The 14,233-nt window shown below is 41.8% G+C and carries 12 protein-coding genes and 1 tRNA gene; 8 read left to right on the forward strand and 5 right to left on the reverse strand.

Annotation, left to right across the window (positions count from 1 at the left end):
- Positions 1-126 precede the first annotated feature (126 nt).
- Together AC2D3N_RS02450 and AC2D3N_RS02455 are read left to right on the forward strand one after the other, a co-directional pair.
- Positions 127-199, forward strand: a tRNA-Thr gene (locus AC2D3N_RS02450).
- Positions 200-790: 591 nt separating this feature from the next.
- A complete protein-coding gene (locus AC2D3N_RS02455; protein ID WP_484692348.1) occupies positions 791-1,054 on the forward strand; it encodes a hypothetical protein in 264 nt (87 codons plus the stop codon).
- 382 nt (positions 1,055-1,436) lie between these two features.
- Here the strand turns inward: AC2D3N_RS02455 and AC2D3N_RS02460 are convergent, their stop codons facing one another.
- The gene (locus tag AC2D3N_RS02460) at positions 1,437-1,625 is read right to left on the reverse strand and encodes a type II toxin-antitoxin system antitoxin (RefSeq protein WP_484692668.1); all 189 of its coding nucleotides are present in this window, start codon (positions 1,623-1,625) and stop codon (positions 1,437-1,439) included.
- 185 nt (positions 1,626-1,810) lie between these two features.
- On the opposite strand from AC2D3N_RS02460, the gene AC2D3N_RS02465 reads away from it, so the two are divergent.
- From AC2D3N_RS02465 to AC2D3N_RS02475, 3 genes are all read left to right on the forward strand, one after another.
- Complete coding sequence (locus AC2D3N_RS02465; RefSeq protein ID WP_484692669.1) at positions 1,811-2,656, forward strand: hypothetical protein; 846 nt, start codon at positions 1,811-1,813, stop codon at positions 2,654-2,656.
- 394 nt (positions 2,657-3,050) lie between these two features.
- A complete protein-coding gene (locus AC2D3N_RS02470; RefSeq protein WP_484691985.1) occupies positions 3,051-3,545 on the forward strand; it encodes a hypothetical protein in 495 nt (164 codons plus the stop codon).
- 117 nt (positions 3,546-3,662) lie between these two features.
- Positions 3,663-4,712: a VapE domain-containing protein gene (locus AC2D3N_RS02475; protein ID WP_484692670.1), complete on the forward strand. Its 1,050-nt coding sequence runs from the start codon at positions 3,663-3,665 to the stop codon at positions 4,710-4,712.
- A 267-nt stretch (positions 4,713-4,979) separates the two neighbouring features.
- Here AC2D3N_RS02475 and AC2D3N_RS02480 read toward each other — a convergent pair whose 3' ends face one another.
- The 3 genes from AC2D3N_RS02480 to AC2D3N_RS02490 form a co-directional block, all read right to left on the reverse strand.
- Positions 4,980-6,392, reverse strand: a complete 1,413-nt coding sequence (locus AC2D3N_RS02480) for a recombinase (RefSeq protein ID WP_484692671.1) — start codon at positions 6,390-6,392, stop codon at positions 4,980-4,982.
- 133 nt (positions 6,393-6,525) lie between these two features.
- A complete protein-coding gene (locus AC2D3N_RS02485) occupies positions 6,526-8,781 on the reverse strand; it encodes a polysaccharide biosynthesis tyrosine autokinase (protein ID WP_079679695.1) in 2,256 nt (751 codons plus the stop codon).
- Between the two features lie 8 nt (positions 8,782-8,789).
- Positions 8,790-10,325, reverse strand: coding sequence for a polysaccharide biosynthesis/export family protein (locus AC2D3N_RS02490; RefSeq protein ID WP_484692672.1), 1,536 nt, complete (start codon positions 10,323-10,325; stop codon positions 8,790-8,792).
- 222 nt (positions 10,326-10,547) lie between these two features.
- On the opposite strand from AC2D3N_RS02490, the gene AC2D3N_RS02495 reads away from it, so the two are divergent.
- The 3 genes from AC2D3N_RS02495 to AC2D3N_RS02505 all read left to right on the forward strand — a co-directional run bounded on the left by AC2D3N_RS02495 (position 10,548) and on the right by AC2D3N_RS02505 (position 13,041).
- Entirely contained in the window at positions 10,548-12,329 is a 1,782-nt protein-coding gene (locus AC2D3N_RS02495) for an FAD-dependent oxidoreductase (RefSeq protein WP_484692673.1), read from the forward strand.
- A 91-nt stretch (positions 12,330-12,420) separates the two neighbouring features.
- A complete protein-coding gene (patX, locus tag AC2D3N_RS02500) occupies positions 12,421-12,648 on the forward strand; it encodes a heterocyst-inhibiting protein PatX (protein WP_079679698.1) in 228 nt (75 codons plus the stop codon).
- Between the two features lie 150 nt (positions 12,649-12,798).
- On the forward strand, positions 12,799-13,041 hold the full coding sequence (locus AC2D3N_RS02505) for a lipopolysaccharide assembly protein LapA domain-containing protein (protein WP_079679699.1): 243 nt from the start codon (positions 12,799-12,801) through the stop codon (positions 13,039-13,041).
- Positions 13,042-13,245: 204 nt separating this feature from the next.
- On the opposite strand, the gene AC2D3N_RS02510 is transcribed toward AC2D3N_RS02505, so the two are convergent.
- Positions 13,246-14,037: a cyclic nucleotide-binding domain-containing protein gene (locus AC2D3N_RS02510; protein WP_079679700.1), complete on the reverse strand. Its 792-nt coding sequence runs from the start codon at positions 14,035-14,037 to the stop codon at positions 13,246-13,248.
- Between the last annotated feature and the right edge of the window lie 196 nt (positions 14,038-14,233).

Here is a 14,233-nt window from a genome sequence, read left to right on the forward strand (position 1 = left end):
CAACGCACTGCTTCTGCTCCCCCTGTTCCCTAATATAAAATCAGATTTTGCCGTTGTCCTGAAAAAATGTTGACAATCGAGATCAGGTTTTGCTATAATTTGACATCGTGCAAATATAAATTCCTTGCTGCTTTAGCTCAGTTGGTAGAGCGGTTCACTCGTAATGAACAGGCCGTCGGTTCAAGTCCGATAAGCAGCTTTTTGATTTCCAATCCTATAACGCTTTATTTATCGGTCTTTCACCTTTAACCTGTTCATTACGAGTGAACCGCTCTACCAATTATCCCTCACTTTTCCCTCAATCTATCTACAGCTTATCGGGTAATTGAGGGAATACCCCATAGCTTACTCATACAGACATTTAATCTAAAACCCTAAATAATTAATTTTTACTTATACCCTTAAAACTTAAAAATCCCATTAACACATAAATTTAAAAGTGTCAAATGGGATAAATAGAAAATTATATATAAGGAATAATCCCTATAAACTATCTCTACAAGTTTCCCCCCCTAACCCGACTATTGATTCTAAGTCGGTTCAGTTACCCGTCAAGGCACACTACGTTGAAGACACCTTGACTGCTACCTGAAACCTCCAATCAATATTTGTCAGGGGTTAGGGGGAGAGGGTATATTCTCCCAATCCTCAGCTAAGTTAAAAATTTTGTCACAGCCATTGGAGAAATTTGTAAATCTTCCCATTGTATGCAGCTTGGGAAGATAACCAGAAAGTTTTAGGATAGGAACGGTAGAAAGTTTTAACTACCGTAACAGAGGACGCAATCATTATGCCTAACCGTATTCCTAACACCTCTGGACTAGATAAGTCCCCCTGGGTAAATAAACCCATCAAAGTCTACCGACTACCAGAAGCGATCGCACCTAAAGTTTTAGAATATGCCCACAAATTGGATAAGGGTAGCTATGACCGCCAAACTGAATTAGACGCCGCCATTGACACATTAACCCACGCCCTAACCCTACCTGCTAACACAGGGGGTGCCATCAAAAAGGAAATCAAGGAAGCGTTAGCCAAACTCAATAACCTATAACTTTTTTCATGCAATAAATAGGCAAAAGCTGGTATAGCTGGTAAAGCTGGTAAAGACTCCCTCTGTGTAAGAGTTTAAGCTGGTACACTACCCCCTAACAAGCTGGTAACTAACCTGGTAAAGCTGGTAAAAAAAATAAATTTAACTAAAATAGCTGTGTAGGCCGTGTAAGAAAGTGGGAAGTATTGATATATAAGGGTTAGAGGTTTACACAACCCCCCTACACAACCCTACACAACCCCATTAAACACTTTTATCCTAAATAGCTTCTAACCATTACCCTGTAAGCATTACAACATTTACACAGCCTACACAGTGAAATAGCCAAAAAAATAACCCCTGATAGTTAGTCAGGGGTTTTAGTGTTTGGGGTGATGGTGGGTTAGTTATCCTTTCTTTTTGAAACAATACCTCTACCGATTAATGCTTCTGTTATAAGCACGGAAATCATATTGGCCAAACTGCGTTGCTCATCCTTTGCCATATTTTCTATAGCATCTTTTATTTCCGGATCTAAATAGATACTTAGCCGTTTTAATTTTGTCGGCATTTCTTGAGTAATTGTGATCATTGACATTTTACCTCGTTACGATGTAATCTACTCTATATGGTACATCACCTTGATGAACTTTAGCTAACTCTAGTTAATTTTGACTCTGTATGATGTACTATATAGTCACAACAAAACCCACTGGTATCGGTCGCCAAACTTTCACCAGTGGGTACTCACCCCTAATTATTAGGAGCATTTCAATTATGACACTGACAGAACTTAAAGCTAAAGCCACCGCACTGGGATTAACCCCTGATGAAGTGCGTCAACACGGTAGCTTGTCCAAAAAGGCAACGTGGGAGATTGCGATCGCAGAGTTTGAGGAGATGAAGGTAGCGGTAGATACTCACTGTGAAGCAATGGGTATCCCTCAGTGGTCATACCCAGAGGATGAAACAGAGGGGTTTGAACCCAGTGCCGATATCGCTGTAACAGTTAATCAGCCTAGTGTTGAAGATTTACCTTTTGACAACCCTACCCATACCATGATTGATGGGGAGTGGGTGCTGTGTTCTGAAATCGTTGACCCTAGCCAACTCCCTGAACTCGCAGAAACCGATCCACGGTTTGAAGCATGGCAACCCTGGATGATGCCTGGTGCAACTTTTACCACGGGTCATCAAGCCTATGAAATCTTGTACTTTGATCACTACGGTAATTGTAACGCCAAGGGAATTGATACCCATTGGCATTCATTCCGAATTGAAACCATCGTTAACACCGCGACGGATCATTCTGTAAAAAAGTCTGAACCCATCCCACCAATTGAATTAGAAGGTGACATGGAAGGTTGGCATCGGTGGGACAAAAAACTCAATCAATGGGTTAAAGAACACCCCGACCAATTGCTTAAAGACTGTTACCAACCAGAATCAGAACCCTTGCGGAAACAACTCCTTGAACGGATGGAACCCTACATAGGAGTGACTATGACCGATGGGGAGTTTGAAACACTCAAACAGGAGCCACTAGACGAAGATACCGCCGCCGTTTATCTCGGCTGGTTAGAAGCGGGTCAAGAAATTCTAGCGGGAGCTTTGGCAACATGAAACCCAAGGGAATTATTGATTACTTATTCCCTGGTTTGTTGTACCTGATGTGCTTTCTAACTGGGTTTTATTTAGCAACCAATGTTCATGTCACAATATCACTGTAACACTCATTATGACTTGTTTACGATTGTTTTCTACCAACAACAAAAAAGAGTTTGTAATAGCAACTCGGGACATAAGCGGGTATTTCATTAATCCCGAGTATTACAGGATAACTCTTTATACCCAATCTTCTTCTATAGAGGTTTATAGCTCAGCTATTGAGGGCTGGGATAACTGGGATGAATTTGTCGAACAAGTTAAAGAACGGTTCACAGAATCAAACGAATTATTCTAACCCTTTTTATCAAAACAGTTATCAGTGTAACACTCATTCCATAGGAGATTAGCTATGCTCGGATTCTTGAGAGGAGATGATTTTAAATCATCAACAATTGCGCCCGTTGACGGCTCCCATAAAGGGATTAGCAAGGATAACGTTTTCAAACGCAGTGCTGATAACGCCATCACCCCTGACAACCCACCGGAAACAATTTTTGACACTTATCGGACAATGCCAGTTTGTGACCGTGTGCGGGAATTTACCCCAGAGGAGGCGGACGGATTAAGCGAGTTAGCACGGGTTAAAAAGCAAAATGCTACTGCTACTAAAAAAGCAGCCGATAAACACGAAGTCATCTTAAAAGCCGAGGCAAAAATCAACCGTCACGGGCAACGGATGATCAGAAACGAAGCTGAATTTGAGGTTAAAACTCAAGGCTACAAGGGTACAACCGCCAAAGCATTACATGGGATGCGTCCCCGTTATGCAGCCATGGGTAAAGGTTTAGAAAAGTCTGAACAATTAGCAGACCAAGCTATTAACAATTTGATGGCTCAATTGTAACTACTCTACTGAGTAGATTTTACAGAGTAAAACTCAAAAACATAAACCCGTCCTTTTATGCCAGGGCGGGTCAAATCAAAATGTACAACTACAACACTAACTAAAAAGAATTGTAACATGATTGTAACACAAATTGAAAGACGCAAAATTGAGTTTTTTGTGTCAACAGATATCCCATTACCTGAGTATCGTATCGGTCAATTGGTAGAAGTTTTTTCCTCAGTCAGTTGGGATAACCCTAGCGAAAAGCGTTGGTTCCCAGCGCGGGTAACTGGTATGGAACACAGCTACGGCAAGTGGAGCTATCAAGTTCAATTCCTAAACTGTAGCGGTCAAGGTATTGAATGGGTCAACCCTGTAGACGTCCTCCGTGACCCCACAGGCGACCGCCGCTTCTGGTTAATACCCGTGGCTAAAAAGATCCCTATTGACCTTTTGAAGCAAGAACGCGACGCGATATGGGGAGCGGCGGTACAAGCCTACAAGAGTGGCGAAACGTGGTATCTGAACAGCGCTGAACAGAAACAATCTACCGCTAACAATGAAGCATTTTCGGCGACTTCCCCCTGGTTAGATGACATTGAGAACTTCCTAGAGGGTAAAGCAACTGTTACCACGGATGAACTATTAAACCTGATGGGAATTAGCAAGGATAATCTGAGTCAGGTTAAGCGCGCCCAAAGCGAGATATCCGATGTCATGACCAAACTAAAATGGGTCAAGACTGAAAACTTAAAGGATGATAACGGCAATCGTAAACGGGGTTACAAGCGTCCTGTAGTAACGGTTCCTGATACAGAGGGAGATACACAATCCCCTTACACAACCCCCCCTAGCTGTGTAGATGACTGTGTAAGCTCAAACCCCGACACAGAGGGAGATACACAGTTTACACGGCCTACACAGCTAAAAACACAAAACTTTGAAAATATAAAATCAGATCCCGTACCGATGCCTAAACCAGAAGGGTTCAAGGTTGGTGACAGGGTGATAGAGGCGTGTCAGAAAACCGTTGACGGGCATAAACTTTATGGAAGCGTTGTTGAAGTAGAGGAGCCACGACGGGACGGTATGGGGGGTATCTATAAGGTCATGTGGGATAACGCCTCAATCCCTGGGTTGATGAACAGCGTCTATGAGCATGATATAAAACCCTATCAAGGCTAGTGTTTGTCTAAGTGGGGTTTTAAGTGTCTACTTTTTACCCTCCTGAACAGATACCCGGTTGCAACTTAATGGAAATCGGTAGTAGGTAATCCAGGGGGGTTTTAAGTGTCTACTTTTTTACGGTTCTGTAAAAATATTTTCTATCTTCCCAAGGTATGTATAACGGGAAGAATTGCGATTAACATTCATAATCCCTACCGACACTGCCCCAATAAAAAAGCAACCCTGGTTAGAGGTTGCCTGATAAATATTTAGATTAGTTGGGTTCTAATCGTCTAACTGGTAAATGATTCGCAGAATTGCTTTAACCGATGGATCGTCTAGGTCGAAGCCAGAGGATTCAATCTGTAACCTGGCTATCTCTAGGCTTAACGGTTGTCTGTTTTCAGCGTTGATGATTGCTAACTCGGTCTTAAGATTTCTACGCTTTTTATATGTCCCTGTGTTTGTAGTTTCACTATGTCCCATTAGTCGAGAACGTATAGTCGTAGAGATGCCGCACATCTCTAACAACTGATTATACAAATGTCGAAAAGCATATTTTTGAGATATTGGGCAGTTATAGCTTTTTAGCTTTTTGTAGTATTTGGCATCAAAACCACCTGCTATACATTCTGGTTTTGAAACTGGAGAAGGGACATACTCTGGCAACAATGGTTCCCGTATTTTTAAATCATCTATGAGATGATTAAGCGGGACTGGATTGACAACTCTTAATCCCGTTTTAGAAGATGAACCAAAATATGTAAATTCTCCAACAACTAACGTACATTTTGGATTGTTTACAGTATCACTTATAGGGTAAATAGTTACCCCGTCCTGTTTGAATGGTTCTGACAAATTCTGTGACGCTGCAATTTCAGATGGTCTTAGACCATACAGTACACACATAGCTGTTACCCATAGCCATGATTTTTTAGCGTTTTTCCAATCTTCTCGGTTTATGCTTTCAATGTTGCTATATTCTCGTTTGTACCACGCTAAAAAATCATCTAATGCAATACTTTGTTTATTTCGGAATTTATCCTGTATTACATTAATTTTTTTGATTCTTTTTAGCAAGTCATCTCCATTAGGAGATGACTCTGCGATAGCAATAGCAACGGTTTTAAAATCTTTGTATGATTTTGTTCCCTGCTCCCATGTATTCCATATTGATTTTATCAAGTCCCAAGTAGGACGATCATCTAAATGGTTTTTAAATTTTTCAAGGTAAAAACCATAACATTGATGATAACTTTTGTTATCACTAACACCCCCTGGCTTTGTTATATCTCGCTCCCTTGGTCTCCCTGTATTGCGATGTTTTCCTTTAAAGAAATTATCTTTAATTTCCTCAAATATCTCTCGGTAGGTTTTCAGATCATTCTCAATATTATTCTTATTGAGAATCTCGGTATCGTACCAAGCCCAAAACTCGCTCGCTACAGCAAAACGTTTTAATGCTTCTGAAACCTTCCATGCTTTGTCAACTGCTTCAAGGATGCCCTTCTCGGTAAATTGCGCGTTACAAGATTTGGGAAGTCGTTTGTTTGTCCCCGGATGGACAAACTGCAAGCTAAGGTATTTTCTTTTCTCTAGCTTGAGTGCGACCCCTTTTGGACATTCGGGTTGCTTCCTGTTAAAAAATGCAACCAAGTCGCCGTAATCCTTGAAAGTTCCTGTTTTTTGTTCCCTCACTTTTCCCTCGCGTTTATTTTACGATACAGATTGAGGGAAGAAGAACAACGATAGAATCGGTATTCTAACTTTATTAGTCGGTTCAAGTCCGATAAGCAGCTTTTTGATTTCCAATCCTAGCTAATAAGGGATTCTAATAATCTCGATAATAATGGGTTTCTCGTTTATCCCCGTTAGCGACCATTCCTAATACGGGAACCCCGGCGGTGCTAATTTCCCGCAGGGCCAAACTAAAGGCTTCTCGGTCGGTTTTTCCTAGTCCGACAACCATCATTAATCCGTCGGTATGGGGGGCTAACAAATTCGCATCGGCTAACCCTAAAATTGGGGCGGTATCGTAGATAATTAAATCGAAGGATTCCCGCAATTGTTTCATTAACTCCTGCATGGGTTTTGAGGATAATAACCGAGTCGGATCGGGATAAAATTTTCCGGCGGTTAAAACATATAGGTTTTCCTCAGAAGCAACTTTTTTAATTACGGTTTTAAACTCTAATTTTTGAGTTAAAATGTTAGTTAATCCCAACTGATTTGTGATTTCTAACAGGGTATGAATCCGGGGACAACGTAGGTCAGCATCCACTAATAAAACCCGTTGACCCATGGCGGCGGCTCCTTGGGCTAAATTCATAGCAATGGTTGATTTTCCATCGGCTGGAGTAGCGGAAGTAATCACACAAGACCGCACAGAACCTTCAGGGTTTAATAGGCGTAAATTGGTATTTAAGGCTCGGAATGCCTCTTGGAATGGACTACAAGCGGGGTAGGTGATATCAGAAATATCAATAGTTGGTGCAACTGAATTTGGAAGGATTAAGCCTTCATTACTAGCTGGAATTACCCCTAATAATGGTAAGGAAATACTATCTGTAACTTCGTGGGTAGTGCGGTAAACATTGTTAAATCGTTCCAAAATTTGAGCCGTAATTACCCCCAAGAATAATCCAGCTAATCCCCCTAGGGCGAGATTTAAAGGAACATTAGGAGAAACGGTGATTAATTCTCCATTAATATTACTAGGAATCCGAGGAGGGGCAATTAATTCCCAGGGTTCTGACTTGACTTTGGGAACAAATTTGAGTTGTATTTCTTGAGATTTATTAGTCAGTTCTGTGAGTTGATTGGTAATAGTTTTCAACTGTTGTTGTAAATCATTATATCGACCTAAAACCTTGGGAAATACTTGGTAATATTGGTTGAATTCTTGGGTGGCTTTTTCTAAAACTTCATTTCTCACCTTCAGCATTTCAATATTATTCGCCGCCACAACTAACTGCTGAATCATTCCCATTCGGATCGAATCTTGAAACCGGATAATATTAGGATCGACTTGATTGCTATTTGATCCTAATACATTTTTAGCTTCTTTTTCTAATAAGGGAAGTATTTGTGATCGCTGATCTAATAATGCCTGAATTTGCGGTGCTGTCCCCTTAAAACGGGCGGATTCAATCGCTATCTCTGTTTCTAACTTTAATAACTCTTGAAGTAACCCTTGATAGTTCGGGGATTGAGTTAAGGCGGATGCTAACAGGGCTTGTTCGGGTTTTAATCCTAACTGTTTTTGTAAGGCTTGATATTGAGATTGCTGTTGAAAAAGTTGGGATTGAGCTTCTAATTTTTGAGCTTGTAATTCACTCTTTTGTTTGAATAAATATTCAGTTTGTAGTTTCGGATCAATAAAATTATATTGTTGTTGGAGTTTCTGGATTTCTTGTTTAATCGGGAGAAGTTTTTTCTCTAAGGTGGCAATTTGCCCATGAATTAATTTTAATTGTTGTTCTTGTTGTTGATCCTTGACATCTTTGGGTAGACTATATTTTAAGTAACCTTCAGCTATTTTTTCTAAAATAAATTGGACTTTTTGAGGTTCAGAACCTTGATAACTCACTTCAAAAATCCGAGTCTGTTTTAATGGTTTAATCGCCAGGGTATCCTTTTCCCAAAATGTTTGTCCAGTTTTTTGGTTAAATAGAGAATCATAGGTAACTTCAGGATAGCGCGTTTGAATCCCTTTTAAAATTCCCGACATTAATTTGGGACTTTGTAAAATTTCCAGTTGGGAATAATAATCGAGGTCTGATTTTTTTTCTGAATTGGAGTCTAAGGGTAAACTATCTTTTGCGGGAGTAGTTTCGACTAAAATTTGAAATGACCCTTTATATTCAGGAGTTTGATTAATTGTCCATAGATATACCCCGGCGGTGACGGCGGTAGTGACGCCTAAAACTGCGAGCGCTCGCTTCCCTAAAATTTTAAAGAAATCCGATTTTTCTTCATCATATCCCGGGTATAAATCAGCATCATAATATAAGGTTTCTTCCGAAGAATGTAAAGGTTTCCTAGTATTTTTAATAACAGAGATTTGAGATAATTTTCGGTTTTTCATAGTTTTTTTTAGTTTAAAATATTCACAAATCGAAAAAGTCCTAAAAAGTTATTCAGGGGACTTAATGAATTTAACACAGTTCCTAAACCCTCTCGGAAACTAGCCGCACCGGAACGACCCACAACAATTACATCATTATTTCTGAGGATAGGGTTAGTTTCCTCATTCACAGCCGCCGATAGATTAATGGAAATCTGGCGCCTAGAAACCGTTCCGTTAGGATGGATGCGGATTAATTCCACTTGTTTTTTATTCGCCCGAGATTCATTAAATCCCCCCGCTTCCACCAAAGCTTGATTCAAAGCGGTATTGGGAGGGAGAGTTTTCGCCCCTGGGGATACCACCTCACCCACCAGACTAATTTTCAGGGTATCGGGAGAAAAACTCGCCGTCGCCACCTCAGCATTTTGTTGACTTTCGGCTGTTGTCGCCGTTGGAACTACAATCGTATCGCCCTGTTGTAACATCGCATCTTGACTCAAATCTCCTTCCTGTAACAGTTTCCATAAATCCACGGTAATCTGTTGTTCAGTTCCGGTGCGGGTTAGGCGTCGCACCTGAATATTACGGATATCCGCGCCCGGAGTAATTCCCCCCGCCATTTTCAGGGCTTTGGTCACCGTAAATAGTCCCCCAGTCGCCGCCACTGAACCCTCGGCGGGTTGACCGGGTTCCGGGGAAACTCTGGGAATGGTTTCTAAGGTTAGGGTATGGGTTCCGGGGCGATTTACCGCACCAACAACAGCAACATTTATGGGTTGATTATTATTACTGGCAAAATTAGCCGTAATTAATTGAGAAGATTCCGCCGCATTGTTTTCGGTATTGGTGGGAATATAAATCGTATCGCCGTCACGCAGGGTAATATCCTGGCGTAAATCTCCCGTTTGCAGGAGTTCCCACAAATCCAAATTGATAATTTTTTCCCTCCCTGTTCCACTTGAGCGCCGAATTTTTACTTGTCGCATATCTGCACTGGGGGTAATTCCCCCGGCCAGTTGCAATACCCTTGTAATTGTCGGTAAACGTCCCCCGGTTCCTGAGACTTCTGGGGTTCCCATCAGGGGGTTATTCGGGGTCGTGGCCGCCGATGGGGAGACGATATAAGACCCCGGACGTTGAACTTCTCCCGTCACCGCTACTTGCAGAGGACGGGCGGCGATTAATTTAAGGGCTAAAATCGGCCGTTGTAAATATTCCCCATAGCGCTGTTGAATTATTGCTGTTAATTGGTCTACCGTCATTCCTTGAACTGAAATATTACCAATTAAAGGCAAATTCACAGAACCATCAATCGAGACTTGATGATGACCATTATTACCACTATATTCAGGAACATTAAAAATATCGAGTTGTAGCAAATCCCCAGGGCCAAGGGTATAACCCGTATCGCTCGTAGGAAGATTCATCATCGGTTGAAGCACTGGCCCTTGGGCAAGGGCTTCGGGGAGATATCCCAGAATCACGACAACCGGAAGCCAAACCCCCCATAAACAGAGGAAATTAGCAGTTATTTTAGAATTTGAAGATAGAATCTTTGCCATTGCATCCCAATAAATATAAAAGTAGTAAGCCCTTCAGGGCTTCTTCCCAAGGATTATTCAAAAAACATTAGTTATATAGATGCCGTCGGTGATTACTTTTATCAGATTAAGCCCTGAAGGGCTTACTACTAAACTTTTATCAGATTAAGCCCGGTCGGGCTTACTACTGGGTTCTATTTTAACCGATAATTTTTGGATTGTTTTTTTTGTTAACAAATAACTATGAATCATTTACAAGCGGATGTTTTAGTCATTGGAGGCGGGACGGGAGGGACAGCCGCCGCCTTGCAAGCCGCCCGTCGAGGGGCAAAGACTATTTTAGTCAGTCAATGGTCAATGTTAGGAGGAATGTTAACTTCTGGGGGCGTTGTTGCACCGGATGGGAATGAATTAGTCGCTTTTCAAACCGGAATTTGGGGGGCATTTTTACGCGAATTAAACCACCGTCAACCCCAAGGTTTAGATAATGCTTGGGTGAGTTTCTTTACTTATCATCCCCAAATAGGGGCGAATATTTTTGCCGATTGGGTGAAATCAGAACCCAATTTATTATGGATACCGGAAGAACAACCTTTGGAAGTTATTAAAAAAGGGAATATTATTACAGAGGTTAGATTTAATTCCTGTACTATTCAAGCTAAAATTATTATAGATGGAACGGAATTAGGCGATCTTTTAGAACTCGCAGAAATTCCCTATCGTTGGGGATGGGAATTGCAAGGGCAATGGCAAGAACCCAGCGCCCCAATTGAACTATCAACATTAATGAAAACGACTCCGGTTCAAGCTCCCACCTGGGTTTTTATTATGGAGGATTTTGGAGAAGGTAACATAGCCCCAGAAATTCCCCTTCCCCCCATTCATACCCCGGAATTATTTACTAATGCTTGGAAAAATTATGATATAGAATCTTTTCTTAATTATGGTAGATTACCCGACAATAAGTTTATGATTAACTGGCCGATACAGGGAAATGATTATGATCAAAATTTAGATCGATTAATCAGTTCAAACTCTGAACGGCTGCAATTTTGGCAGGAAAGTTTCTGGCACAGTCTCAGTTTTGCCCGGTTTATTCAAATAAAATTAGGACGGAGATATGGGTTGGCAACAGGAACCTTTTCCCTAGAAAATCGACCTAATTTTAATAGTAATCCTGATATTTTATCGGCTTTTGCTCTCCATCCCTACTATCGAGAAAGTCGCCGAATTGAAGGATTAACAACAATAATAGAACCAGATATTTTACCGATTGAAAAGGGTTATACTGCGACCTTACCTTTCAATGAAACTGGAGAATGTGAAGCGATCACGATCGGAAATTACGCTAACGATCATCATTATGCCCAATTTCAATTAACCCTGCAACCCAAAAGTTTACGTTGGGGTGGACGGTGGACAGGAACCCCCTTTACTATTCCCTATCGAGCATTAATTCCTATTAGTATCGAGAATTTATTAGTCTGTGAAAAAAATATTTCCGTTTCCCATATTGCTAACGGTGCGACTCGTTTGCAACCTGTGGTTTTAGGAATTGGACAAGCCGCAGGAATGGCCGCAGCTTTATGTATTGAACAGGGAATACAACCCCAGGAATTATCCGTTAGAACCTTACAAAATGCCCTATTAACTGATATAATTGCCCCGCAAGCCGTGATTCCTTTATTTAATTTACCACCCGATCATCCCGATTGGTTATACTGGCAATATTATTATTTAGATCATCCCGAATTATATCCCATTGATGGTAATTGTCCGGCATCCTCAAACCCCTGTCATCTTTCTAAAGATAGTCACGCCTTCGAGGGTATTTTTCAGCGTCAGAGTCACCAAGACTATAGTTTCACCCTAACTCAAGGACAGTTTATCGGTCAAAGCTGGAAATTAGTCACCCTATACCCGGAAATTAACCAACAATTACAAAATATTCCCAGTCCTTCCCCCCTAAAAGTTTATGGACGTTTAAATTTCTCCGGTCAATGGTTAATTTTAGAGGGGTTATAGCCGGATATAACAAAAACTTTTAACAGTTATCCTGATCTAAATATTAACGGTTTGTATAAGGAAGTGGACAGACTTACAGGGACACTTTATTATGCAAACCTATACATCTTTAGTTTTATCAGTTTGTTTATTGGTTGGTCTTACTACTAACGCTTTAGCAGCGAGTTCTGCTTCTAATCAATTATCAGATGTTGTTAGCACCTCACAATTACTTTCCGCCCGCACGGGACTTAATGGCCCCTACGAACCCGACAGAGGCGGCGGACGTCGGGATTTCCAAGATACCACCCACTCTAATGATGTTAATGTTCAACTCTAATTATTGAAAACATTGATATTTTTTGATAACCGCTCACCCTGGCTTTTTACCCCGAAAAATAAAAGCTAGGGTATTTTATATCTATCAGGCAACGGGAAAATTGATTAGAATAAACAATAGGTTTTTTCGTTGGATACATTGTGATCATTTATGCCTAATGCCCCCGCCATTGTCACCAGTTTTATCCTAGCTTTCTGGATTAGTACGATTGCCATTCTTGCAGTCCAAAACGCCACACCGATTGCTCTGAGGTTCCTATTTTTCGAGTCTGTTCAACTTCCCATCGGTTTGATTCTCGCCTTTAGTGTTGCCCTGGGACTCCTGGGCGGCGCCCTATTCAAGCCCCTTGCCCAATTAGGACTCACCCCTCAAAACCCAAAAATCAGACACTAATTATCTCTCCCCTACTCCCCCTGCCTCCCCTGCCTCCCCTGCTCCACCTGCTCTCCCCTACTCCCCCTGCTCCACCTGCTCTCCCCTACTCCCCCTGCCTCCCCTGCCTCCCCTGCCTCCCCTGCCTCCCCTGCCTCCCCTGCCTCCCCTGCCTCCCCTGCCTCCCCTGCCTCCCCTGCTCCACCTGCTCCCCCTACTCCGTAACTACTTCAACGGCCACCACGAAACCTTATCCCGGGTAGCACTATAGGTTTCTTTAAGTCTTTCGGGGTCAATGACTCGAATCGTATCTTCTGAAGAATCATTGGATTTAGCCGCTTCAATTAATTTAACTTTCTGCATTCCCTTGAGAACTTGTTCAACGGTGCGGTGGTTTAACTGACAGGAACGGGCAATCACATCAATAGGCAAATCGAAGATATAAACTCCGTCGGACTGGGGTTGATTTCCCAGACTGCGTTCTTGATAGACCAATGCCCTGAATAGCGCCGCCACGGCTTGAGGAGGATAGGAACTACAATTAAGCAGATGATACTGAAATTTTTCCCGCAGTTCAAAGAATTTATCATAACGTTCCCGCACCACTGGGCTATCCTGATAAATTTCTTTCAGGGTATCCAGGGGAAGTTTAATCACATCGGTGGTTTTATAGGCTTCGACTAAACTAGGAAAGGCTCGACTCATCTGGCCAAAACCAAAGGGAAGATTTCTCATCCCGAAACATCCCCCCGGGTAGCTGATGGCGATAATCCGGTCTAGGGGTGTACTCCGAGTAATAATAGGCCCGCCATTAATAATAATATAGAGAACATCTAAAAAGATATTGGGACGAAAAGCCGTGTAGACAGGACGATTAGAATACAGTTTTTCTATAGTCAGGACTGGGGAAAGATACGGAGCCAGCCACTTAACTTCCAAGTCTCGGAATAGGTAGTTACTCTGAATCAAAAGTTTGGCTAACTCTGCTTCATCTGCTGAGGGCAATTGTGCTGGCATATTTTACTTCCCTAGTTTGACTCCACCGGATTGAATAGTTGTGGCTGGTCTAGGGGTGGCAATGCCGGACGTACATTTCCTAGAACACCATTTTTTGGGGCTGAACACCAGAGCACGATAGCATCGATTGGACTGCCTTTGATGGGGCTGTTGGGTCAACCTATATGTATTTTGACATGGTAAAGACATTGATTGA

This window comes from Planktothrix sp. PLAVEN19ND (genome assembly GCF_057220675.1).

Coding starts and splice junctions, on each gene's coding strand:
- AC2D3N_RS02470 (WP_484691985.1), top strand. CDS start 3,051: ATGCTCGGATTCTTGAGAGGAGATGATTTTAAATCATCAACAATTGCG.
- AC2D3N_RS02490 (WP_484692672.1), bottom strand. CDS start 10,325: ATGGCAAAGATTCTATCTTCAAATTCTAAAATAACTGCTAATTTCCTC.
- AC2D3N_RS02465 (WP_484692669.1), top strand. CDS start 1,811: ATGACACTGACAGAACTTAAAGCTAAAGCCACCGCACTGGGATTAACC.
- AC2D3N_RS02460 (WP_484692668.1), bottom strand. CDS start 1,625: ATGATCACAATTACTCAAGAAATGCCGACAAAATTAAAACGGCTAAGT.
- AC2D3N_RS02455 (WP_484692348.1), top strand. CDS start 791: ATGCCTAACCGTATTCCTAACACCTCTGGACTAGATAAGTCCCCCTGG.
- AC2D3N_RS02485 (WP_079679695.1), bottom strand. CDS start 8,781: ATGAAAAACCGAAAATTATCTCAAATCTCTGTTATTAAAAATACTAGG.
- AC2D3N_RS02510 (WP_079679700.1), bottom strand. CDS start 14,037: ATGCCAGCACAATTGCCCTCAGCAGATGAAGCAGAGTTAGCCAAACTT.
- AC2D3N_RS02495 (WP_484692673.1), top strand. CDS start 10,548: ATGAATCATTTACAAGCGGATGTTTTAGTCATTGGAGGCGGGACGGGA.
- AC2D3N_RS02505 (WP_079679699.1), top strand. CDS start 12,799: ATGCCTAATGCCCCCGCCATTGTCACCAGTTTTATCCTAGCTTTCTGG.
- patX (WP_079679698.1), top strand. CDS start 12,421: ATGCAAACCTATACATCTTTAGTTTTATCAGTTTGTTTATTGGTTGGT.
- AC2D3N_RS02475 (WP_484692670.1), top strand. CDS start 3,663: ATGATTGTAACACAAATTGAAAGACGCAAAATTGAGTTTTTTGTGTCA.